Source organism: Bacteroides stercorirosoris, assembly GCF_900142015.1.
Taxonomy (GTDB): domain Bacteria; phylum Bacteroidota; class Bacteroidia; order Bacteroidales; family Bacteroidaceae; genus Bacteroides; species Bacteroides stercorirosoris.
The window spans coordinates 26,270-51,651 of the sequence record NZ_FQZN01000013.1 but is presented as its reverse complement, the minus strand read 5'-3'; the positions used below and the strand labels follow the sequence as shown (position 1 = coordinate 51,651).

Annotated in this window: 17 protein-coding genes; 12 read left to right on the top strand and 5 right to left on the bottom strand. The window is 43.4% G+C overall.

Annotated features, from left to right (window positions below):
* The 8 genes from BUC01_RS11210 (at position 1) to BUC01_RS11170 (ending at position 16,642) form a co-directional block, all read left to right on the top strand.
* Positions 1-1,494: a TolC family protein gene (locus tag BUC01_RS11210; RefSeq protein WP_025833912.1), complete on the top strand. Its 1,494-nt coding sequence runs from the start codon at positions 1-3 to the stop codon at positions 1,492-1,494.
* Between the two features lie 46 nt (positions 1,495-1,540).
* The gene (locus tag BUC01_RS11205; protein ID WP_025833910.1) at positions 1,541-2,791 is read left to right on the top strand and encodes an efflux RND transporter periplasmic adaptor subunit; all 1,251 of its coding nucleotides are present in this window, start codon (positions 1,541-1,543) and stop codon (positions 2,789-2,791) included.
* 10 nt (positions 2,792-2,801) lie between these two features.
* Entirely contained in the window at positions 2,802-5,105 is a 2,304-nt protein-coding gene (locus tag BUC01_RS11200; RefSeq protein WP_025833908.1) for an ABC transporter permease, read from the top strand.
* A gap of 22 nt (positions 5,106-5,127) precedes the next feature.
* Positions 5,128-7,530, top strand: a complete 2,403-nt coding sequence (locus BUC01_RS11195; RefSeq protein WP_025833907.1) for an ABC transporter permease — start codon at positions 5,128-5,130, stop codon at positions 7,528-7,530.
* A gap of 15 nt (positions 7,531-7,545) precedes the next feature.
* Positions 7,546-9,933, top strand: coding sequence for an ABC transporter permease (locus BUC01_RS11190; RefSeq protein WP_025833906.1), 2,388 nt, complete (start codon positions 7,546-7,548; stop codon positions 9,931-9,933).
* 967 nt (positions 9,934-10,900) lie between these two features.
* Positions 10,901-13,297, top strand: a complete 2,397-nt coding sequence (locus BUC01_RS11180; RefSeq protein ID WP_025833904.1) for an ABC transporter permease — start codon at positions 10,901-10,903, stop codon at positions 13,295-13,297.
* Between the two features lie 29 nt (positions 13,298-13,326).
* Complete coding sequence (locus BUC01_RS11175; RefSeq protein WP_025833903.1) at positions 13,327-14,001, top strand: ABC transporter ATP-binding protein; 675 nt, start codon at positions 13,327-13,329, stop codon at positions 13,999-14,001.
* 313 nt (positions 14,002-14,314) lie between these two features.
* Positions 14,315-16,642: an ABC transporter permease gene (locus BUC01_RS11170; RefSeq protein ID WP_073313755.1), complete on the top strand. Its 2,328-nt coding sequence runs from the start codon at positions 14,315-14,317 to the stop codon at positions 16,640-16,642.
* Here the strand turns inward: BUC01_RS11170 and BUC01_RS11165 are convergent.
* Genes BUC01_RS11165 through BUC01_RS11155 form a run of 3 tightly spaced genes read right to left on the bottom strand, consistent with a single transcriptional unit; the run spans position 16,629 to position 18,937 of the window.
* Positions 16,629-17,228, bottom strand: a complete 600-nt coding sequence (locus BUC01_RS11165) for an aminotransferase class IV family protein (RefSeq protein ID WP_025833901.1) — start codon at positions 17,226-17,228, stop codon at positions 16,629-16,631. The two genes, BUC01_RS11170 and BUC01_RS11165, sit on opposite strands and share 14 nt — an antisense overlap.
* Positions 17,212-18,207 carry an aminodeoxychorismate synthase component I gene (locus BUC01_RS11160; protein ID WP_073313753.1) on the bottom strand — a complete coding sequence of 332 codons (996 nt, stop codon included), beginning with the start codon at positions 18,205-18,207 and terminating at the stop codon, positions 17,212-17,214. Before BUC01_RS11160 ends, BUC01_RS11165 begins: the two co-directional genes overlap by 17 nt.
* Positions 18,208-18,250: 43 nt before the next feature.
* Positions 18,251-18,937 carry a hypothetical protein gene (locus BUC01_RS11155; RefSeq protein WP_025833899.1) on the bottom strand — a complete coding sequence of 229 codons (687 nt, stop codon included), beginning with the start codon at positions 18,935-18,937 and terminating at the stop codon, positions 18,251-18,253.
* Positions 18,938-19,201: 264 nt separating this feature from the next.
* Between BUC01_RS11155 and BUC01_RS11150 the strand changes: the two genes are divergently transcribed.
* Together BUC01_RS11150 and BUC01_RS11145 are read left to right on the top strand one after the other, a co-directional pair.
* Positions 19,202-19,447: a hypothetical protein gene (locus BUC01_RS11150; protein ID WP_139261859.1), complete on the top strand. Its 246-nt coding sequence runs from the start codon at positions 19,202-19,204 to the stop codon at positions 19,445-19,447.
* Positions 19,438-19,743, top strand: coding sequence for a type II toxin-antitoxin system RelE/ParE family toxin (locus tag BUC01_RS11145; protein WP_025833895.1), 306 nt, complete (start codon positions 19,438-19,440; stop codon positions 19,741-19,743). Before BUC01_RS11150 ends, BUC01_RS11145 begins: the two co-directional genes overlap by 10 nt.
* Before the next feature lie 42 nt (positions 19,744-19,785).
* Here BUC01_RS11145 and BUC01_RS11140 read toward each other — a convergent pair whose 3' ends face one another.
* Together BUC01_RS11140 and spt are read right to left on the bottom strand one after the other, a co-directional pair.
* Entirely contained in the window at positions 19,786-20,940 is a 1,155-nt protein-coding gene (locus BUC01_RS11140; protein WP_025833893.1) for an acyltransferase family protein, read from the bottom strand.
* Between the two features lie 118 nt (positions 20,941-21,058).
* Positions 21,059-22,246 (bottom strand): serine palmitoyltransferase, encoded by a 1,188-nt coding sequence (spt, locus tag BUC01_RS11135; RefSeq protein ID WP_025833891.1) that lies wholly within the window; start codon positions 22,244-22,246, stop codon positions 21,059-21,061.
* 214 nt (positions 22,247-22,460) lie between these two features.
* Between spt and BUC01_RS11130 the strand changes: the two genes are divergently transcribed.
* Entirely contained in the window at positions 22,461-23,504 is a 1,044-nt protein-coding gene (locus tag BUC01_RS11130; RefSeq protein WP_025833889.1) for a diacylglycerol/lipid kinase family protein, read from the top strand.
* Positions 23,505-23,610: 106 nt separating this feature from the next.
* Positions 23,611-25,368, top strand: a complete 1,758-nt coding sequence (aspS, locus tag BUC01_RS11125) for an aspartate--tRNA ligase (RefSeq protein ID WP_025833887.1) — start codon at positions 23,611-23,613, stop codon at positions 25,366-25,368.
* The last annotated feature ends 14 nt before the right edge of the window (positions 25,369-25,382 follow it).

Here is a 25,382-nt window from a genome sequence, read left to right as displayed (position 1 = left end):
ATGTACAAAAATATACTTTTATCAATAATAACTTGCGGAACTCTGGTAACAGCTACCGCCCAGGAGCACACTTTGGAGCTAACTTTGAACCAAACGATAGAACGTGCCCGCCAGCAATCGCCTGATGCACAAACAGCCAGGCACAGTTTCCGTTCCGCCTATTGGAGTTACAAATACTATCGGGCCAACTACTTGCCTGCATTAAAGCTGACCTCCGACCCAGCTTTGAACCGTGCCATCAACAAAATCACGATGAGCGATGGTAGCGTAAAATTTGTAGAGCAGAACCTTTTAAGTACCGACCTCACTCTGAGTCTCACACAAAACATCCCCTGGACAGGAGGTACACTGTTTGTAGAAACATCCGCCCAACGGCTTGACCTGTTTAGCGATAACACCGTTTCATGGCAGACATCCCCCATAAATATAGGTTACAGCCAGGCACTTTTCGGCTACAATAGTCTGAAATGGAATCGCCGCATCGAACCGTTGCGCTATCGAGAGGCTAAGAAAACCTACGTAGAAACCCTGGAACTTGTTGCTGCCCGTGCCACACAAAAATTCTTCGCCCTTGCTACGGCACAAAGCAACTACGAAATTGCTTCTACCAACTATGCCAATGCTGACACCTTATATATATACGCGCAAGGGCGCTATAACATCGGCACCATCACCGAAAACGAAATGCTGCAATTGGAACTGAATAAACTGACTGAAGAGACCAACCGCATGAACGCACATATCGAGGTAGAAGATTGTATGCAGGAACTCCGTTCGTATCTCGGCATTCAGGAAGACGTGTTGATAAAGGTAGAGGTCAACGACCACGTACCCAGTCTTCACATTGACCTGAATGCTGCCTTGATGACAGCAAGAGAAAACAGTCCGGATATACTGAATATGCAGCGTCGTAAGCTGGAAAGTGAGAGCAACGTCGCCAACGCCCGCGCCAATGCCGGATTGAAAGCCGACCTCTATCTCCGTTTCGGACTGACGCAAACGGGAAACAAACTGAAAGATGCCTATCACAACCCTTTAGACCAACAATACGTCACCCTCGGCATCAATCTGCCTATATTGGATTGGGGACGGGGAAAAGGGCAGGTTCGCGTAGCCCGTTCCAACCGTGACCTGACCTATACTCAAGTAGAACAGGACAAAACGGACTTTGAATTGAATGTCCGCAAGCTGGTACAGCAGTTCAATCTGCAATCGCAACGCGTACACATTGCCGCCCGCACCGATGAAACCGCACAACGGCGTGCCGACGTAGCCCGGAGGCTTTATATTTTAGGCAAATCTACCGTACTCGACCTTAATGCATCCATCAGCGAAAAAGACGCTGCAAGACGGAATTATATAACGGCATTATATAATTATTGGAGTTTGTATTACACCCTCCGCAGCATCACACTCTACGATTTTGAGCTGGACGCACCGCTGACGGAAACGGAAAGGATAGAAGCGGTGATGGATGAGATGATAAGAAAATAGAATCATAAACCATACCACTATATAAATCGAAAAAATAAATAGCATTATGGATATTAAACTTGAAAAGAAGCCCTGGTACATCCGCTACCGTTATTATCTGGCAGGAGGCGTTGTTTTTCTCGCTTTCCTTATCTACGTCATCATCCTTTCCGCCGGTCCGAGCAAGCTTCGCATCGATCAGGAAAATGTACAGATTGCAGAAGTGAAAAACGATAAGTTCATGGAATATGTAGACGTGGAGGGACTTATCCAGCCCATTCTCACCATTAAGATCAATGCCCGCGAGGCAGGAAGCGTGGAACGCATCATAGGCGAGGAGGGAAGTCTGCTTCAAAAAGGAGATACCATCCTTATGCTTGAAAACCCCGACCTTCTGCGTAGCATCGAAGACCAGCGTGATGATTGGGAAAAACAACTGATAACCTATCAGGAGAAAGAAATCGAGATGGAACAGAAAAGTCTGAACCTGCAACAACAAACCTTGCAGACCAACTACGAACTGGACCGCCTCAAGAAGAGTTTCGATCTCGATAAAGAAGAATATAAAATGGGTATCAAAAGCAAAGCCCAGCTGGAAGTTTCCGAAGACGAATACAACTATAAAGTAAAAAACGCACAGTTACAGCGCGAAAGTCTGCGTCATGACTCCGCCGTAACCGTAATCCGTAAAGACTTGATCCGCAATGACCGCGAACGTGAACGCAAGAAGTATGAACGTGCCTGCGAACGGCTGGAAAACTTAATTGTGAAAGCCCCCGTCGCCGGACAACTTAGTTTTGTAAAAGTGACTCCGGGACAACAGGTTTCTTCCAACGAAAGTATTGCAGAAATCAAGGTATTAGATCAATATAAAATCCACACATCTCTCAGCGAATATTACATAGACCGCATTACGACGGGGCTTCCTGCCACAATCATTTATCAGGGACGCAAATATCCGCTCCGCATCACCAAGGTCGTTCCCGAAGTGAAAGACCGCACTTTTGATGTAGATCTGGTATTTACCGGAGAGATGCCCGACAATGTACGTGTCGGAAAGAGTTTCCGTGTACAGATAGAACTGGGACAACCGGAACAGGCCATCGTCATTCCACGCGGCAACTTCTACCAGGCCACCGGCGGACAATGGATTTATAAACTGAATGCCTCCAAGAACAAAGCAACACGCGTTCCTCTTAATATCGGACGCCAGAATCCCCAACAATATGAGATTACGGACGGTTTACAGCCGGGAGATTGGGTTATTACGACGGGATATGATAACTTTGGCGAAGCGGAAGAGTTGATACTGAAATAAGAACAAATACATGATACAACATTATCTAAAAATAGCAAACAGAAACCTGCTGAGGTATAAAGCACAGACTTTGATTAGTATCATTGGTCTGGCAGTAGGATTTGCCAGCTTTGCTTTATCCAGTATGTGGGTAAATTATGAGCAGAGCTACGATGCTTTCCATGATGGAGCCGACAGGGTTTATGTGGCCTCTGTTTCATCCGTATTTTATACCGGTGGTAATTCCATTATCACTTCTCCACTGTTGGCTCCTCATCTGGTCAAGACCTTTCCCGAAATAGAAGCGGCTACCTACAACAATTTCACGACGGAATTTAACGACGAACAGAGCAGACATTGGAAGATGATATCAGTGGATAGCGCTTTTATTTCAATCTTTCCGATAACGGTACTGGAAGGCAGCTTGCAGTTTCTGCACAATACAGCTGACGAAGTAGCCATCAGCGATAAAGCTGCCCGCTTACTTTTTGGCGATGAGTCCCCCATAGGCAAAGAATATCCATTTAATAAAAAGCTGATTATTACTGCCGTGGTGCAAGAGTGGAAAGGACATTCAAATTATGACTTCGATGTTATATCAAGACGTCCAACTCCACAATATCAGGAATGGGGTTATGCTGCCGGAACAACCTTGTTTCGCGTAGTTCCAGGCGCTGACATTGATGCTTTGCGGAAAAAACTGGAAAACATGGAAGTCGATATGGACGGAAATATAAAGAAATATCCTGTTCAGATTACTCCATTGACCGAATTGCATTATACATATCCCCAATACAATACATTTGTCCGTATAGAGTATGTTCGTCTTTTTTGCCTAATCAGTTTGCTGATCGTATTAGGAGCACTGTCCAACTATCTGATTATATATCTGATACGTATTCGTATGCGACAACGCGAATGGGCACTCCGTAAAGTAAACGGGGCAACAGAAAAGAGTCTGATTATCCTGTTGATGTCCGAAATTATACTACTTCTGTTCGCAGCAATCCTGGTCGGATTGTTGTTGGTGGAGATATGTCTGCCCACATTCAAGCAGTGGTCTTATATTTCTGAGGAAAGTAATTTCTTTTTCTATAAAGAGACACTTATCTATATGTCAATTGCAATGGGTATCGTTTTACTCTTTGCTTGGGGAACACTGTTGGTTCAGCGCCATTTTACATTGCAGTCTGCCATATCTTCCATTTTCACCCACCGTTTTTCCGCTTTTTACCGCCGGACAGGACTTTGGCTTCAGTTGGTCATCAGCATTGGTTTTATCTTTTGCACAGCGGTAATGATGAAGCAACTGCACCATCTCCGTACCTCTTCTGACATGGGAGTTGCCCACCCGGATCTGGAATATGTCGCCTACCTTCAAGGTATTCCAGACGATGAAAAGGAAAACTGGATAAGACTGATGGAAGAGATTCCAGGCATTGACTTCCGGGAAGTTTCAAACCTACCTTTACCCAGTTCTTCCAATTCGATGTTTACTACATCAGAATGGGATGACAAACAACCGGGTGATAAAGAAATTGCAATCAATGACTTTCAGGTTTCAAAGGAAACATTCGATTTGTTTGGATTGAAATTAGTGGCCGGTAGTTTTCCGGATGAGTCGTCTGATCGTAATGATGTTCTAATCAACGAAGCTCTCGCTAAGAAATTCGGATGGAAAGATCCAATCGGGAAAAAGTTTTCAAAATCTTATGTAGTTGTCGGCGTTCTGAAAGACATTCGTCTTTCGCCAACAGTAGAAGCAATGCCGGCTGTATATACTATATCAATGTTTCCCCCCAGAAAAGAATACGTGTATACCTATCATGGAAAGTATGAGGACGCTCGGAAAGCCATTAACGAGTACATTAAGAAAAGTTATCCTGATTTTTATATGTGGTCACGAAGTTTCGGGCGTATCATTGATGACGCCACTGCTTCCGAACGTATTCTGATGAAACTGCTCACTATATCATCTCTAGTTTGCGTTATTATTGCAGTCTTCGGAGTATTTTCCCTGGTCAATCTTTCGTGCGAACAGCGGCGTAAAGAGATTGCCGTTCGCAAAGTAAACGGGGCTACGATATCAGACATCATCGGTATCTTCCTTCGGGAATATATGACCATACTGGCATTGGCCGCAATTATAGCTTTTGCAGCAGGTTATGTTGTCATGAAACATTGGTTGGAGGGGTATGTAATCCAGGCTGCTATTACCTGGTGGATTTATGTCGCTATTCTGGCAGCAATGATTGTTATCATTTCCATCAGCATAGGCTGGCGGATATGGCAAGCAGCACGGCAAAATCCGGCAACAGTAATTAAAAGCGAATAATAACACAGTATACTTGAAAAATATGAAAACACTCAAATACGCTTGGCGTTTCCTAATACGCTCTAAATCATATACAGCTATTAATATTATCGGGCTAGCACTGAGTCTGGCATGTACTATCATATTAGTCCGCTACATTCATCGGGAAATTCAGGTCAACACCCATTGCACGGATGCTGACAATGTCTATATTCCGCTCCGGGATATTGACGGCAATGTATTCCCCGGCAGTGTGGGTGCGGATAACGGAGCAGATACTATCTATTTTCAGCCTGAGGCCATCAAAGAAAGAAGTTACTTCATTACATCCTGCAATGATAATGTGACGATTGATGAAAAGCCTTATGCTGTCCAAGTATTAGTAGCTGATACAGCTTTCTTCCATTTCTTTAATTATCCGCTGAAAGGTAAACGGATGGAAGCCCCGGAAGAAGCTCTTGTCACACGGGAATTCGCTAAACGTGTATTTGGAGACAAAGACCCAATAGGACAGACGATGGAGTACTCCGGAGGCAAGCACCTCACTATTTGCGGCATATTAGATGAACCGGCATGCAAATCCTCGCTGACATTTGATGTTGTGATGAACCTGAATCTCAAGACAAAAAGGGAATGGAGCAGAATGTATATTGAACTTCTACGTTTCATGCCTGGAGTTGATGTGGATGCCATTAATGCTTCCAGTAATGTCTACCGTCAGACTTCACAAGGATTTAGAATACGATATGATTTCATCCCTGTCAGCCAACTTTATTGGAACAAGGAATTGGCGGCTTCGGGCGATGACCCTGAAATATGGCATTACAGCAGCCGTTCACACATACTGATACTCACCGGAGTATGTTTGCTGTTATTGATGGCAGGTATATTGAACTTCGTTAATATCTATCTGGTCTTTATGCTAAGGCGTTCCAAAGAATATGGGGTGAAGAAAGTCTTCGGTGTGCAGGGACGCACTCTGTTCACACAATTATGGACTGAGAATGTTTTGATGATATCCATCGCATTGCTACTGGCCTGGTTCTTCATCGAGGTATTTGCCGGATATGCCAACCAGTTATTAGAGAGTGATATTCCCTATACCGCTTTTGACTGGCAGTTGTCATTAGGCGTTTTAGTTCTCTTGCCATTAATCACTACAATCTATCCCTTTATCAAATACAATTATCTACCGCCTATTGTATCTATACGCTCCATCGGGGGCTCACGCCAATCGGTTGCAACCCGTACGGTTTTCTTATTTATCCAATATAGCATCACTCTCTTGCTCATTATACTATCATTGTATTTCAGCAATCACCTCCGCTTTCTGCAGAATACTCCACCGGGATTTCGGACTACGGGTATATTATATACCAACTTAGTAGCAGTTTCCAAAAACTGGTATTCAGAAAGTAATGAACAGAAAAACAAGCACAGGCAAAATGCTCAGAGCATCCAGCAAAAACTGCAAGAATGTCCGTTCATTGAACGATGGTTTTGCGGAAACCCGACACGCAGTGGAATCTATGGAGCAGGAAGTACGTATGCTCTTATAAATGACAAAGACATGAAGCAAAATGTAATGATGATGTGGGTTCCGGTGGACTTCTTTGATTTATATAATTTACAATCGATAGAAGGCACCTTGCCCCAAAAGGTGGATAGAAACAGCCAATATCTGGTAGTCATGAATGAAGCCGCCATGAAAATTTTCGGCTATACACGTCGTGAAGACGCATTCGTCAGAGGAGAACAGGCTCTTTGGATTTCGATGGGTACAGATGGAAAGATAATAGAAGGAGGCTTATCATTAATGCCAGTAGAGGCAGTCATCAAAGACTATTATACAGGGCATCTTACTGCCGGTAAAAAGCCGGTGGTATATATGGTTTCTCCTAATAGCATGGGCGCACAATATCAAATAGCCTGTAAACCGGGAAAAGAGAAAGAAATCATCGCCTATCTGAAAAACGCCCGGCAAGAAATCTATAATACAGAAGAACTGGACTATCACTGGCTGGAAGAAGATGTACAGGCCCTGTATCGCGAAGACCGCCGTGTGTCAACTGTCTTCACGCTTTTCTCCGCCATCTCCATCTTTGTTTCGGCGCTGGGACTGTTCGGACTTTCCTTGTTCGATATCCGCCAACGTTACCGAGAGATAGCTATTCGAAAAGTAAACGGAGCGCAACTACGGAATTTATATTCAATCTTATTCCGCAAATATATATGGGTGACAGGAGGGGCAACACTGCTTACCGTACCATTATCTTATTATCTCATATACATTTATACAAAGGATTTCGTTGTTAAAGCACCTGTCAGTATATTCATATATGTGATTGCCATACTAATTGTTGTAGGCATTTCATTGGGCACTTTGTTATGGCAGGTGAATAAGGCCGTACGCATTAATCCGGCAAAGATTATGAAAACAGAATAAAAAATATAGAATACCATGATACAACATTATCTGAAAATAGCATTTCGGAATATACTAAAACATAAGATACAAAGTATAATCAGCATTGTCGGTCTGGCAATCGGTCTGGCCTGCTTCGCCTTGTCCACATTCTGGATACAATATGAGATGACTTACGATAGCTTTCACAAGGATGCGGAGTGTATCTATCTGGTACGCACGGATGATAGTCATTTCGGAGCACATTATTCCAACTTTGTGCCCTACGCTTTGGGTGGTTATCTAAAGAATACTTATTCGGAAATAGAAGACTTCTGCATATTCGAACAACAAAGTTTCTTCACCCTAAAAAACAAACAACAGATAGAATGCCCGTATATTGCGCCGGATTCTACCTTTATACGCATGATGGATATAAAGATTTTAGAAGGTAGCCAGGATTTCTATTTATCAAATACAGGAGAAACAAAAGAGATAGCTATAACAGAAACGATGGCTCGTGAGCTTTTTGGCACCACCAAGGTCATCGGACAAAATGTGATTGCCTCCAACAATATGAGGGAATATCGCATAGGGGCCGTTATTAGTGATTGGGGAAGACACTCTAATTTTAAATACTCCGTTATGGGATGGATGAGCAATGGTGACACTTCATGGGATAACAGCCACTATAGACTGTTGATAAAGGTAAAGGATGGAACTGACGCGCACGCACTTTTAGAAAAGATGAACCGGAATTTCCCTGAAGAATTGAAAAGGAACAAGTACACTGAAGTGACCGGAATTACCCGTTTCTATCTGGAACCTATCACAGAATTACGCTACGCAGATGAATTTGTTCGTGGAGATGAACTCATTGTACAATTCCGTTATATTGTTTATTTCTCGATAACAGGAATACTCATTATTCTATGTGCATTAGTAAACTATCTGACGATTTATATGGACTGTTTCCGCTCCCGCAAACGTGAAATGGCTTTGCGTAAAGTAAACGGGGCTTCCGAAGGATCTTTGTTGGCACTGCTCAGCACCGATTTCTTATTTACCATTTTGCTGGCTTCCATATTGGGAATGTTTTTCATAGAACTACTCAAGCCTTGGTTCTTACGCTATTCCATGATTGTTGATACAGATATATCTGTTTATGGCAATTGCATGATATACATAGCAGGTATGGCAATATTGGCATTCCTTGTTGCTATACTTTCTGTCTTTATATTCCGCCGCCATTCGCTGCACAACACAATACATAGTCCACACGCAGGCGCCATTGGACATATATGTCGCAAAGGAAGCATTGTAATACAGCTGGTGGTTTGCATAGCATTTATCCTCTGTACCGCCATTATGCAAATGCAACTCTATCATTTACGTAATGTAGATACGGGAATGGATTATCAGAACCGGGCATCCTTGGGTATCTGGATGAATGTGGACATGAATGTGTGGGCAGAAAAAGTGAAGGCATTACCCATGGTTACCGAAGTGGTGAAACCTGTTTACTGGCCTCTCATCAGTATGGGTGCCTATTCTGCTTTTGAAGTCGACTCATGGGATGGCCTGGATGGAACAATTGAAAAGCCACTCGGCATAGATGAGGTTCTGGCAGGTGAAGAGTTTTTCAAATTCTACAATATGCAACTGCTGGCGGGAGAGTGGGTTTCAGATAAATCAGATGTCCGCGAAGTCAATATTATGGAGACAACAGCCCGGACTATGGGCTGGACACCTGAAGAAGCAATCGGAAAACACATCTCTTATTGTAATAAAGAAATGACACCTATGACCGTAATAGGAGTCATAAAAGACTGTGCTTACAGATCTCCCACAAAAGATTTGCCGCACGCAGTATTTGTCAATACAAATAAATCGAAATATATGTGGCCGCGTTGTTTCGTACTTTTCAAATATAAGCCGGGGACCTGGGAAGAATGTCACCGCCGTATTGAAGAGATGCAGCAGTCGGAACTTCCCGACCGCAAATTATTTTTGGATAGTGAAGAAGAACGATACAACCAATACCTGAAATCAGAAGATGCCTTATCCGGTCTTTTGAGTTTCTCTTCATTAGTTTGTATTCTGATATCCGTATTCGGCATCTATTCTTTGGTTACATTGACTTGCGAGCTACGACGCAAGGAGATAGCTATCCGCAAAGTGAATGGAGCTACCATCGGTAATATTCTATGCATTTTTTTCAAAGAATATGCATTGCTTCTTATTATATCATCGCTGATAGCTTTCCCCGTCGGCTACATTATCATGAAACAGTGGATTGAGACTTACAATCGCCAGGTCAATATAGGAGTATTGCCATTCATCCTTATATTCACAGGCATTGCAATAGTAATTGCTTTCAGCATCGGGTGGCGCATGTGGCAGGCAGCACGGCAGAATCCGGCAGAAGTGATAAAGAGTGAATGAGCCGGGGGAGCAGCTCGAAATGTATGAACGACAAGCAATGTTGCAGTGTATAACAAGCAATGTGCTGCATTGTGACATTGCTTGTTTTATGTGGTAACATTGCTTGCTATCAGCTCTCACCTATACATTGCATGAATAAAAGCAACATATTACAGTTCTACAGAAGCTTTCGAAAAACCTTGTAGAGGGTTCAAAATAGGTTCAGGGTCACCTATAACGTCATTTATAGGTGTATTTAGAAAGAAAAAACACTTACTCCATTGTATTTCAACAAATTACAATTTTATGTATTATTGAAAAACATTTCCTCGGAAGGTTTAGGAATGACAGTATTTTCATTCAATCCGAGTGCCTGTAATATAGGTAATTATAATATACATCAAACTCAAACATGGAGCTATTCAGATGAATTCATCTTATTCTTTGATGCTTTGGCATAAAATGTATCTTTATATTTACATATCCTCAAGGGAAAGTATTTTATTTGAGTAAAATTGGGGGTATAGTTGACCCTGAACCTATTCATGACCCTAATTTTCTATTTTTACAAGCATAACACATTGATATACTGGCGATAACAATCAGAAAAAGTTCTCAATTGCAAATTACCGAATATTAGGAAAAGTGAAATAAGTCTTCTCCACCTCTCCAAGAAATAAAATTACATCTATTCCATGCCACGCTTTTAGTCCTTACTCAACTAAAAAGCCGAGCACTTACGAAACTTAAATAATTGAGCGGTTAAATGTATACCGTGTGCGAATATGCACTATTTTTGTGCAGTATAGCACACTGATTTTCTATTATCATATTCAATATTTATCTAATAAACAATTAGTTATAAGTTTGGCACAGGATTTGAAATCTTAATATGAAAAGATTCAGTAAAAGCCGTCAAAAGCGAATGAAATGTGAGAATATATAGAAGTAATCAAAAGCGAATAATACACATAATTAACATAAACTTATGATATTACATTATTTCAAAATTGCAATCAGAAACTTGTGTAAATACAAGACACAGAACATTATATCCATCATCGGATTATCGGTGGGACTGTTATGCTTCTGTATCTGTATGTATTGCAGCCGCTTCGTAGACAGCACCAATCATTGCTTCGCCAATTACAACCGCATAGCCGAATTGAGCCTTTATGACAGTAAGGCCGACAGATATTTTTCCGGCACACCCGTCCCCTTATCCGAAGAACTTCGCACCTGGTCGATGGGAGAAGTGGAAGCCATCTCATCTGTCACATATCCGCGTGAACGTTCTTTCTATGTAGAGATATCTCCTGAAAAGACGTTGCCTTATGAACTTGAAACGATTGAAGCGGACACCTGCTACAATAGAGTATTCACCCCCAAAATAGTGGCAGGACATTGGAAAATGGCAAGTCAATCTCTTAATTCTGTTATTCTGAGCGAATCCATTGCCATTAAGATATTCGGTGATGCAGAAAATGCAATCGGCAAACACATGACTTTGATGAGAAGGCTCAATACGTCTCCCGAGAGTACCCCGAAAACAGGAGGCATCGTATATATCATTCAAGCTGTAATGGAAGATATACCGCTGAACAATAGCATTGATTTCATGCAAAGCATAGACGTACTGGCTATAAATGACAGTGAGGGACTTTTGCAAAGCCCTAAACGCCACAACATGACAGGAGCAACCACCTATGCCTTGTTATCACCACAAGCCACTTGTGCCGCTTTAGAAAAACAATTCTCCCAAAGAAACTATACTTATACTCTATATAACGAGTCCTACACCATCACAGCCGATCGCATGGGTACTCAACTGAAGAAACAAGGGGCTTCCTATCTGGCATTGGTGACCGGAATCATAGGTACATTGATTTTGTTGGTAGGGTTGATAAACTTCTTTCATTTTCTCATAGGTTCATTCTTTAACCGAACCAAAGAATACAGCATCATGAAGATGGCAGGCTGCAACTGGAAACAATTATTCAGCCTGCTGTTTACACAATCTCTGATCGTTATCTCCATATCATCCGTATTGGTATTTTGGGGAATCGAATTACTTGGAAACCGCATGAATTTCTCTTTACCGGGATTTGCCATGTCCTTTACTCCTGAAGTTCTTTTGATGCATGCTTTGCAATACATCGTATTCCTTATCATACTTTGCGCCATCATCTGCCTGTCTGTTTCCACCCGCATCCGTAAGATTTCAGTGCAAACAGGTATCTACGGAAGCAACAAGCGCAGAGGGAAACAATGGGGACGTAACCTCATGCTGGGCATCCAATTTTTTATTTGCTGGGTATTCGTATCACTGACTGTTGCCCTATACCTGCAATCAGAAAAAACAGCCAATACTTTATTCCACACATTAAGCCGGAAAGAGAAAGCGGAAATATTAAGTGTCCCGTTGGATTATTCATTCATGAAAAACGAAGAAAAGCTGACTATGATAGAACGTTTCAAGCAACATGCCGGAGTGAAAGAAGTTCTGTTGTCAGATATAGGCTACATGTATGGAATATCCGGGAATGGATTAACGACCGAGAAAGGAAATGAGAACTCCTGGATTGACATAAACATCATGGCTGTTCCATCCAATTTCTTCTCTTTCATGAATATTTCCATAGAGCAGGGGAGTACCCCACAGACAGAAAAAGAAATTATAGTAGACAGAGCCTGGCAGGAAATACAGAAAAAGGATGTAATCGGCATGAATCTGTACAGCCGGAATACGGATTACACAATATGCGGAATATCCGCTCCTTTCCAGGCTGATGTATATAACCGGAGTAATGGGTATGCCTTTGTTCCTTATGACTCTTCCGGCTATATAGGCCATTGCTATATCAAAAGCCATTCCGGACAGCAGAAAGAAGTAGCTCGATGGATAGAGAAAGTCTGCCGCGAAATGTTGCCTGAAAACATAACTTATCAAACAAAAACGTTCCTTGATAATATCCACGAGGTACAGGCCATTGAGTACAATCTGAAAGATATTATTCTCTTCTTTGCCATAGTCAGTATCATCATTACTTTATTGGGTGTATATTCCAGCATCACACTCGATACGGAACGCAGGCAAAAGGAGGTTGCCATCCGCAAAGTGAACGGAGCGAATGTTCCGCAAATCATCCTGTTGTTTGCACGCCTTTACATCATTCTGTTGTTGTGCAGTGCCGTCATTGCATTCCCGCTTGTATATGCCGCGTTGATGCTATGGAAACAGATGTATACAGTGTTCTTTGATTGCGGATTCCTGTTCTGGTTCTGTATATTCCTGATTGTTACTTTTATTACAGCCATTACAATACTTTTCCGTATCTTGCGGATAGCAAGGAGCAATCCGGCGGAAGTAATTAAAAACGAATAAATATATTATCAAATTAAATTTTTACTATTATGATCAAAACAGTTGACCTGCAAAAAATCTTCAAGACTGAAGAAGTGCAGACATGGGCTTTGAACAATGTGAACATCGAAGTGAAAGAAGGCGAGTTCGTCGCAATCATGGGACCTTCCGGTTGCGGTAAATCTACATTGCTGAATATTCTCGGCTTGCTTGATAATCCTTCGGGCGGAGAATATTACCTGAACGGCAAGGAAGTTTCCAAATACACAGAGGCGCAACGTACCAGTCTGCGTAAAGGCGTAATCGGTTTCGTATTCCAAAGCTTTAACCTGATTGACGAACTGAATGTATATGAAAACATTGAACTGCCGTTGCTTTATATGGGCATACCTGCCGCCGAACGTAAACGCCGCGTAGAGACAGCTATGGAACGCATGGCAATTACACACCGCAGCAAGCACTTCCCACAACAACTTTCAGGCGGTCAGCAACAACGTGTAGCTATCGCCCGTGCGGTAGTAGCTAATCCAAAGCTGATACTCGCCGATGAGCCTACCGGTAATTTGGACTCCAAGAACGGTAAAGAGGTGATGGAACTGCTGAGCGAACTGAATAAAGAGGGAACCACCATCATCATGGTAACCCACTCACAACACGATGCCGGATTTGCCGGACGTATCATCAATCTGTTTGACGGACAGGTGGTGACGGAAGTCAGTCTGTAGATAATTGAGACTCTGCCTGTTGGCCTGAGTTGATTAAAAACCGTTACAGAAAGGAATCAAATGATAATTTAGTGCAGCCTAAGCCTGAAAGGCTTTCATCTTACAGCCCGGGGCAACGCCCCGGGAATGAATCGTCCCCCGCAATCTTACGCCCTGTAAGGGCAAAAGCTGATGTGTGCTGTTATGCCCTTACAGGGCGCAGGGATAAGCATAACTCAATTCCCAGGGCGTTGCCCTGGGCTGTAAGATGAAAGGCTTTCAGCCTTAAGCTGCGCAAATAATCACCTGTTCTATTCATAACTACATAAAAAGTATGCATACACTAAAAATAGTCCTGCGTAGCTGGTGGCGAAACAAATTATTCGTCACTATTTCTCTTGTCAGTCTGGTCATCGGCATCACCTGCACCAATTTGCTAACGGCATTCGTATTGTACGAATACAACATCGAATACAACAACCCCAATCGTGACCGCATCCTCAGACTTACACAAACACTGCCATTCGCGCAAGAAGAAATGCAAGGAACATTCGTATATCACGAATCTGTTCCGGAAATCATCTCACAATTTCCGGAAATAGAAGCCGCACTACGTACACTAAGCATTACACATACCAAAATCCGGGTGGACAATGAAGATTTCTCTGAACTGAACCTGATATCGGCAGATTCTACGCTTGAGAAGTTCTTTCCGATAGAACCTCTTGCAGGAATAGTAAAAGAAGCACTGACACATCCCAGAACTATTGCCATCAGCCAGGAAGTAGCTAAACGTTGTTTTGGAACAATCGACTGCATCGGTAAGCTATTGGAAATGCCACAGTCTGAGAAAAAGGCCTACCGGATTGTCGCGGTCTTCAGCCTGCCCCCTCAAAGCATGCTAAAAGCAGATATGCTCACAAGTCTCAAAGCTCAGGAAGGAGTTACGTGTTCGATACTTCTCAAACCGGGAACAGATATCAATGCCTTTCGCCAACGTTTTGAAACCACCGAACTCCCGACCTTATTGGGCAAAGGATATTACCGTACCCTGACATTACAGGAATCTTATTTTAATACCACCCTGCAAGATAGTGACCACTGCATCGAACACCGGCAATCAGCCCTCTTGAGCGTCGGGCTGTTATCCGCTTTATTGATTCTATTCATCGGCTGTTTCAACTACATCAATCTGAGCTTCTCCCGTTTGCTAAAGCAAATACGTACTTTACATATTGAGTGCCTCTTAGGTGCAACTCACCGTCACATCCGTTGGCAGCTCTTTGTTGACACCTTTCTGATGGTGGTTACAGCATTCCTTCTGTCCGTTCTGTTAATGAGCGACTTACTGACAAGTTTCAACACGATAGTAACTGCAAACCTGTCATTGCCTTATCTTTTCTCCGGTCAGGTGCTTCCGATTATCCTGCTGTTTGTGATTATTCTCTCCGTAGTACCAGCCCAATATATGAGCCGGAAAATACACACTCTGTCCGAAAGCAGCTACCGTAGTTTCTTCACCGGTCGCAAGAAACGGCGTATTGTCGCGGCATTGGTTACTCTGCAATTCATTATCTCCATTGGTTTGCTAAGTGCCTTTATGGTTATCCGCAGCCAGATGGACTTGATAGAGCAGGAGGGAAGCCGCTATAAAGGAATCATTGAATTTGGCATTGGTGACTCTGCGCATTCTCCTTTGCAGACATGGATAGAAGAAATCAAGCCTATAGCCGGAGTGAAAAGTGTCATCCCGTCCCAATCGGGGCTTTATCCTATGAGTGTGGCTATACCGCGCCAAGAGGGTAAAGAGAATGATCTTCTGATGCTGGAACTCTACGAGAACTGCCCGGATTTCTTATCCATATACGACTTTGAATTGCTGGATGCCAAACAGACATTCAATTTATTACCACGTACTCCCATACCGGTAGTCGTAAATGAGGCATTCATCCGTTATCTTGTTCCCGCAGGTGAAGACCCGATGGGACAGTCTATCTCCAAATACGCTTCCGATGAGAGTATAAATGGCACTATCATCGGAATTGTAAAAGACTTCAAGAAGTACTCCCTCACAAACAACATATTCCCGTTGAGAATGCTTCTTCACGAAACACCGCAGCAGAATTACACTACATTGACTATAAAGTTTGATGAAAAGTATCGCGCAGAAGTAATCAACCATATCCGTGAACTTTGGGAGAAAAAGTACCCCGGCACTTCGTTCAACTATGAAGACCCTCACCAGATACTAATGTCCAATAATCAGGAGGTTACCGACTTTTCCCGTATTCTTCTGATGTATGCTTCAATCAGCTTGTTTCTCACGCTGTTCGGTTTGTTCGGTATCACCCATTATGCCATCCGTCAGCGCACTCGCGAGATAGGAATCCGTAAAATTCACGGTGCGTCCTTCCGGCAGATATTGTGGCTTGTCAACCGTCCGTTCTTATGCTACATTGGCATTGCTTTCGTACTGGCTGTTCCCGTTATCTGCTATTCAATGAACTATTGGCTGCAACAGTTTGCCTATCATGCACATCTGGAAATCATCCACTTCCTGCTTCCTCTGTTATTCACTATCTGCATCACCCTGCTTACTGTATATCTGAATAGTTACCGGGCAGCAAGAAACAATCCCGTAGAGAGTATCAAATGTGAATAACCGTATCTCGATTGATATCCAGAAATAAAAATCCGAAATCAATCATCGCATTAAATAAAGCGATGCGGGAATAAGAGTAAATATCATCCGCCGGAATGTTACATTCCGCCAACAGACCTTGTTCCAATAGCCACGCACGCTTTGTTCCTTTCAGGAGGGGAGTCGCAGGAGTATACCAGACTCCCTCTTTTTCCAATGCCACATTAGCAATGGAAGTATCCGTCAAAAGATGATCTCTGACAATCAACACATCATCCTGATTGCCACGAAGGGAATACAATGCTTCCAACTCTTTCCGGTCTGTACTTTTATAGTGGTAATCAACCGTATCGGAATATGCCAGCCGGAGCGAATGTACCGGCCTCATTATATAAGGTGAAAATGCCACCTCACATATCTCTCTATCATAAACAACACGGCATTTATGGATTCCATGCACAGGACAGCCTTCTGCATACCTCCGGATATCCAACTGCTCCGATACTCCGAAAACAGCCTTCCGGGTCTCATTCATTCTCCGGTTGTGATGGGTAAGATTCCGCAACTCACCATCACGCACCTGTATGGTTTCAATAAATCGGCACATATACTTTCTGTTTCATTTCCTCATATTCGCTGCGGGCGTCACTCTTGAAAGTAATGCCACCGCCACTTTTGAAATACAGCCCCTCAGGTTGTTGCTCTACGAAACGGATCATCACGGCACTATCCAGGTTAGTTCCATCAAAGTAACCGGTTATGCCTGTATAAAATCCGCGTTCGTATCCTTCAGCCTCACAAATAATCTGCATCGTTTTCTTTTTAGGCGCTCCGGTGATGGAACCGGCAGGCAACATACTGAAAAGAATATCTCCTAAACGCTGTTTATAATCCTCCGGCAACTCACCGCATATCTCCGAACTGGTTTGCAAGATAGGGCCACGGTTGGTTTGTATGACATCCATATAGCGGTAGCGGCTGACCCGGACATGGGAAGCCACGATACTCAGGTCATTCCTTATCAAATCTACAATCGTGGCATGTTCCGCAGCTTCTTTTTCATCTTCCAGCAATATACGCCGGGCATCGGGCAGGGTAGCATCAATCGTTCCTTTCATGGGATAAGAACTGATAACTCCATTGTTTATCCGCACAAAAATCTCCGGCGAGAACACAACAAACCGCCCTTTCACCCACACCTGATATAAGGCGCGGGAATGGCAATATATGCTCTCTAAAGTAAGATTGGTACATACCGGCGTCCGGAATGTCAGGTTAGTGAGAAAACTGTTTCCTGCAAGAATATTCTTCCTTACATACTCAAATGCACAATTATATTCCTCAAAAGAAACAGGATCGGGATTCCATTCTATTTGTTCCGGCAAGCCTTTCTGCTGCTGATGATGCCAACCGTCTTCATTCGTAAATCCATTCAGATTATACACCAGTTCTGCCGGAGAAACATTCTTCGCTTCTTCCACATAAACCTGCTCCTGTAAGTAGTCAATCAGAAAGACAAACGGCTTTGCACGACTTGCCAGAACGTTCATGCGCCCTATTGCTTCCTGCTTATTATATAGTTTCATATATCTATTCTTGTTCTTGCAGGAAGCAAAGGTAGCAAAAAAACTATTTCCGTGCTGCTACTGCCAGCAATACTCCCAGCACAATGCCCAGCAATGCGGCAAACAGTACGCGCATATCCGGCGGCAACATGAAAGTAATCGTATGTGCCGGATACCAGAAGAACGGGATGGTCTTTTTGAAAACAAAGTTCCACTGAACGTTCCAGTTCAGCCCCGTGATAATCTTCGTCATCGGGATAGGGGTGATAAGGCTCTTGAGAGAACCGCCGCACATCAGGATATGCGTATCCGTAATCTTATGGAAAGTCATGAATACCGGAGCAAAGATAGTGTTCATGGTCACGGATATAGCCAGTGCTACCAATACTTTATCAAGAGATATCGCGTCGCTCGTAAAGGTCGCGGCTGCATTCGCCATTCCCATATATTCCATAAATTGGGGCACGCCCTTGGAGAAGATGATCATGGCCGCATTGATACCCATACCGAGTATTCCCCATACCACCATACGCGGAATAATGCCGAAGCCTTTCCTGTTGTATACTCCCGCACTGATACGAAGTCCCAGCACTTCGCCCAATGAAGACAGAATGGCAAACTTCAGAAAGCTCATCACCATGCCATGTTCAGCATTGAACGATTTGTACCAGTCGTAAACGGCACTACTCACAAAGAACGGCAGGAAAACCACCACTACCAGAAGGATAAACAGAAAATCTTGCTTTTTCATTGAAAAGACGTGTTTTTCATTAATAATGCGGCAAACATACTAAAAAACTTTCAAATTCAAAGCAAGATGACAACAAAATAAACAATATTGTAACAAAGAAGAAGCCAAATAAAGAAACGGTACACAGCTTCATAATATATATATCCACTCTTAAAGATTATATCATTTAACTCATAATCATACTGAAAACCAAAGATTATGGAAAAGAATGACTACCTTTGCAATGAACAAGCATTAAGAAAGGAGATTTATATAATGACAACAATGGAATTAAGAAGCTCATTATTACAGGAAATCGCCAGTATTATCGAAAGCGATGAACTGACGCGTAAGACATTGGAATACGTGAGAAAACTCAAAACCAAAGCGGCTTCCCATCAATCAGTACCTCCCTGCCAATATACTACAGAAGAGTTGGAAGAACGTCTTACAGCTTCCATGAAAAGTTATCATCAAGGCAAATATTGTACGAGTGAGGAGCTACGCAAACGTCATCCGCAATGCGAATAGTCTGGACTGAACAGGCTCAAGAAGACATGGATAAAATCTATGCTTTTTGGCACTTGCAGAATGCACAGTATGCTGTAAAGTTATACAATTCTTTCATAAATGAAGCAGAGAGATTACTTTCATTCCCGCAAATAGGACAGTTGGAGAATCTTTTGCAACATCGTAGTGAAAATTTCCGCTCGTTAGTAATCAACGAACATAATAAACTTATCTACACAGTAGAAGGAGAAGATATTGTAATACACATGGTATGGGATTGCCGTCAGAATCCTAAGAAACTAATCAAAAAAGTCTGATACACGAAGCTGCATAACCTGATAGTGGGATTGAATATCCCACTATTGTTTCTTCTTCAAGAAACGTTTAGCCAAATATTTCCGTAAGGGTTCATCATACCACTTCAAACACAGATAAGCCAGCAATATATTCCATGCATAAACACATAGAGCCACCTGCCAGGTATCGCCCAAAGTAAAGAGTTGATTCTTAATCAGCCACGCATAGAACAAGTACATGAACGGATAATGAATCACATAAATCGGATAAGATATATCTCCCAGGAACTTGCATATCTTTGTCGACTTTTCATCGGTTGTAGTCCCTGACGCACCTATCCAGACAAGGGCGGGGAAAGCTATGATAATACAGAATGCTTCGTAAAGGCCATTGGTGCAAATCGGCTCCGCACCTTCCAGATATGGCACTGAGAATAAAGTTATCAGCACAATAGTGCATATCCAGAATGCTCCTCTTATCTTAACGGGCTTAAAGTTACGCGACATGAGCATACCCACAGAAAAAGGGAAAAGCATTCTCAATAATCCGCCCGCAAAGTTTACACCGTCCAACGTCCAGCCCACACCCATGTTTCCATAACCGGAAACATCGAGAACCGCAAATAGCGCCAATGCCACTCCCAGCAATACCACAAGCACAGTCAATACCTTATTTGACAAGCGGCGAATAAACAAAGCATAGAGAATATTGCCTATATACTCAAAGAACAACGACCAACAAGGCCCGTTCAACGGAAACATCTCGCCATTGCCACGAACTTCATAGCCCACACCCGGCATCGCAGGAATAAAGAAAATCGTGCAAAGAAGAGACAGCATTACCATTGACAGGCCGATATGCGTGCCATCCCATTGCACAGAACCCTGTATGCAGAACGTGATAGCTCCCAGCACAGCACCCATAATCACCATAGGATGCAGACGTATCAGACGGCGTTTAAAGAACTCTTTCATTGTAAGACTCTTGCCCCAACGGTCATCGTAAGCGTAACCGATAACGAAACCTGAAAGGATAAAGAAAAAATCTACGGCCAAATATCCATGATTGAAAGTCGTAATCATAGTACCACCGGCAAAGGCATAGCCTTCGAATACGTGATACCATATCACCATAAGAGCCGCCACACCACGAAGTCCGTCAAGGAGATCATAATGCGCTTTGGTGTCTGCAAAAGCTGCTGAAGGAGTATTAGACATCTGTTATTTTAGTATTTAGTTAATGCCACAAACTTACACAATTTTAGCAATACCTAAAAAAAAAAGAGACTGCCTTTTGAAGACACTCTCTTTCATTTATCTGATTTCCGGAAAATCTTTATTCGATCACTCCCAATTCACGGAAGCATTTTGTCAACTTCTCAACAGCATAGTCCACTTGATCTTTGGTGTGGGTAGCCATCAGCGCCACGCGCACCAGCGTATCTTGAGGAGCGCATGCAGGCGGAATTACCGGATTGATGAAGATACCTTCGTCAAATGCCATCTTAGTTACCACAAACGTCTTTTCAGCATCACGCACATACAGCGGAATGATAGGAGATTCCGTTTCACCGATTTCGAAACCTGCATCGCGGAATTTCTTCAAAGCATAGTTGGTGATGTCCCACAAACGTTGCTGGCGTTCCGGCTCATTCATAATGATGTGCAGAGCTTCACGGGCCGCAGCTGTAGCGGCAGGCGTATTACTTGCCTGGAATATATAGGAACGTGCATTGTGACGCAGCCAGTTGATAACCGAAGCATCTCCGGCCACGAAACCGCCGATAGAAGCCAGTGATTTACTGAACGTGCCCATAATCAAGTCAATATCTTCCGTAACGCCGAAATGATCGCAAACACCGCGGCCTTGTTTTCCGAACACACCCAGACCATGTGCTTCATCCACCATGATGCTGGCATTGTATTTCTTCTTCAGGCGTACAATTTCGGGAAGATTGGCAAGGTCACCTTCCATAGAGAACACACTATCCACTACAATCAGCTTGATAGCGTCCGGCTCACACTTCTGGAGTTCCTTTTCCAGCTCGGCCATGTCGTTATGCTTATACTTCAACTGAGTGGAGAAGGAGAGACGGCGGCCGTCTACAATAGAGGCATGCACGCGGTCATCACAAATGATGTAATCGTTACGCCCTGTCAACTGAGGGATGACACCTTCATTCACAGTAAATCCGGTGGAGAAACAAAGAGCATCGTCTTTTCCTACGAACTCGGCCAGTTCCTTTTCCAACTCTACGTGTATATCAAGAGTTCCATTTAATAAACGGGAACCGGCACAACCAGTACCATACTTATCTGTAGCAGCTTTCGCAGCTTCTATGATCCTTTTATCGTAAGTCAGTCCCGTATAAGCATTCGAGCCGAACATCAGGACTTTTTTACCATCCATCAACACCTCAGTATCCTGATGGCTGTCAATTGTGCGGAAATAGGGGTATACGCCCATTGCCATATATTGCTGCGGCAAGTCGTATTTCGCCAATTTGTCTTGTAGTAATCCCATGAAATGTTTATTATATAATAGTATGAAATATTTAACTCCTAAATTATAAGCCTTTTGAAAACAGGGGGCAAAGATAGCAAAATATGTGTTTATATGTTCTTTTTCTACTAAAAAATATATTTGCCTGTGGATTAAAAGTCTCTCTATGACTAAAAATTCAAGTATTTATATTACTTTTGCCATTTAAATAATTGCATAGTGAAATACCCCTTGCATGGACGAAGAAAAAAAGAAAATATCATTCATTATAAATCCGAAATCCGGTACGCAGAGTAAAGAGCAAATCCTCCATCTGCTCGATGAAAAGCTGGATCAGACGAAGTATGCCAAAGAAGTGGTGTACACAGAATATGCCGGACATGCCGTTGAAATTGCCGCACAAAAAGCCAAGGAAGGCGTGCATGCGGTAGTAGCTATTGGCGGAGATGGCACGATTAACGAAATTGCCCGTTCGCTGGTGCATACAAAAACGGCATTAGGAATCATTCCCTGCGGTTCGGGAAACGGACTGGCGCGCCATCTGCAAATCTCGATGGAGCCGAAAAAAGCAATCGAAATCATTAATGAGGGGATTATGGACGTCATTGATTACGGAAAAATCAATGATGTGCCTTTCTTCTGCACATGCGGAGTAGGTTTTGACGCCTTTGTCAGCCTGAAATTCGCTAAGGCGGGCAGGAGAGGACCTCTTACCTATTTAGAAAAGACCTTGCTGGAAAGTCTGAAATACCAACCCGAAACTTATGAGCTGGAAACGGAAGACGGTACATTAAAGTATAAAGCGTTCCTGATAGCTTGTGGCAATGCCTCACAATATGGTAACAATGCATACATAGCCCCGCAAGCCACTCTGACGGACGGATTGCTGGATGTGACCATCCTGGAGCCTTTCACGGTGCTGGATGTGCCTGCATTATCTTTCCAGCTGTTCAACAAGACGATAGACCAGAATAGCCGTATCAAGACTTTCCGTTGCCAGACTCTGCGCATCCACCGCACCAAGCCGGGAGTAGTGCACTTTGACGGCGATCCGATGATGATGGGTGAAAACATCGACGTGAAAGTAATCAAAGAGGGATTGCAGGTTATCATACCCCGCTATGCCGAAAAAGATTCTTCGAACGTCTTGCAACGGGCACAGGATTACATCAACGGCTTGAAACAGATTAATGAGGCCATCGTGGAGGACATTGCCCATAAGAATAAGATGATACTGGACAAGAGTAAAGAACAGATTAAGAAGTTAACGAAAATCTGAGTTTTTTATAAAATAAATCTGTATTTTTGCACGCCATTAGCAATAAGCATGCGCCTGACAGCGCAGCCAATTTATAATTTATAATTCATAATTTATAATTATCAAGATGTTTAGAACACATACCTGCGGGGAACTCCGTATCTCCGACGTCAATAAGCAAGTAACGCTGGCAGGTTGGGTACAGCGCAGCCGCAAAATGGGAGGCATGACTTTCATAGACCTCCGTGACCGTTATGGCATCACCCAGTTAGTTTTCAACGAAGAGGTGGACGCGGCACTTTGCGAAAGCGCCAACCGCCTGGGACGCGAGTTCGTTATCCAGATTACCGGAACAGTGAACGAGCGTTTCAGCAAGAACACCAATATCCCGACCGGAGACATCGAAATCATCGTATCGGAACTGAATGTACTGAATGCAGCGCTGACTCCTCCTTTCACTATCGAAGACAACACAGATGGAGGCGATGATATCCGCATGAAATACCGTTATCTGGACTTACGCCGCCCGTCTGTGCGTAAGAATCTGGAACTCCGCCATAAAATGACGATTGAAGTACGCCGTTATCTGGACAGTCAAGGTTTCATTGAAGTGGAAACTCCTGTATTGGTAGGTTCTACCCCGGAAGGCGCCCGCGACTTTGTTGTGCCTTCACGCATGAATCCGGGACAGTTCTATGCTCTGCCACAAAGCCCGCAGACTTTAAAGCAGTTGTTGATGGTATCCGGTTTCGACCGTTACTTCCAGATTGCCAAGTGTTTCCGTGACGAAGACCTTCGTGCCGACCGCCAGCCGGAATTTACACAAATCGACTGTGAAATGTCTTTCGTAGAACAGGATGACATTATCAACCTGTTTGAAGGCATGACGAAATATCTTTTCAAAGAAATCCGCGGTGTAGAGTTGGAAGGACAATTCCAGCGTATGGCATGGGCCGACGCCATGAAATATTACGGTAGCGACAAACCCGACTTGCGTTTCGGTATGAAGTTCGTGGAACTGATGGACGTATTGCAAGGTCATGGCTTCTCCGTATTTGACAATGCCGCATACATCGGTGGTATCTGTGCTGAAGGTGCCGCACACTACACCCGCAAGCAGCTGGACGCACTGACGGAATTCGTAAAGAGACCGCAAATTGGTGCAAAAGGCATGGTTTACGCCCGTATAGAAGAAGATGGAACCGTAAAATCAAGCGTTGACAAATTCTATACGCAGGAAGTACTGCAAAAGATGAAGGAAGCTTTCGGTGCTAAACCGGGTGATCTGATTTTGATATTGAGCGGTGACGACGCCATGAAGACGCGTAAACAACTTTGCGAACTCCGCCTGGAAATGGGTAACCAGTTAGGTCTGCGCGACAAGAACACCTTCGCATGCCTGTGGGTGGTTGACTTCCCGATGTTTGAATGGAGCGAACAGGAAAATCGCCTGATGGCTATGCATCATCCGTTCACGCATCCGAAAGATGAGGATATCGACCTGTTGGATACTGATCCGGCAGCAGTACGTGCTGATGCTTACGATATGGTTATCAACGGTGTGGAAGTTGGTGGCGGTTCTATCCGTATTCACGATCCGAAGTTGCAGGCAAAGATGTTCGAAATCCTGGGCTTCACTCCGGAAAAAGCGGAAGAACAATTCGGCTTCCTGATGAATGCATTTAAATATGGTGCACCTCCTCATGGTGGTCTGGCATATGGCCTTGACCGTTGGGTATCTCTGTTTGCCGGACTGGATAGTATTCGTGACTGCATCGCGTTCCCGAAGAACAACAGCGGACGCGATGTGATGCTGGACGCTCCCGCAGCACTTGACCCGTCGCAATTGGATGAACTGAATTTAATTGTTGACATAAAGGAATAGGAGCAATATCCTGC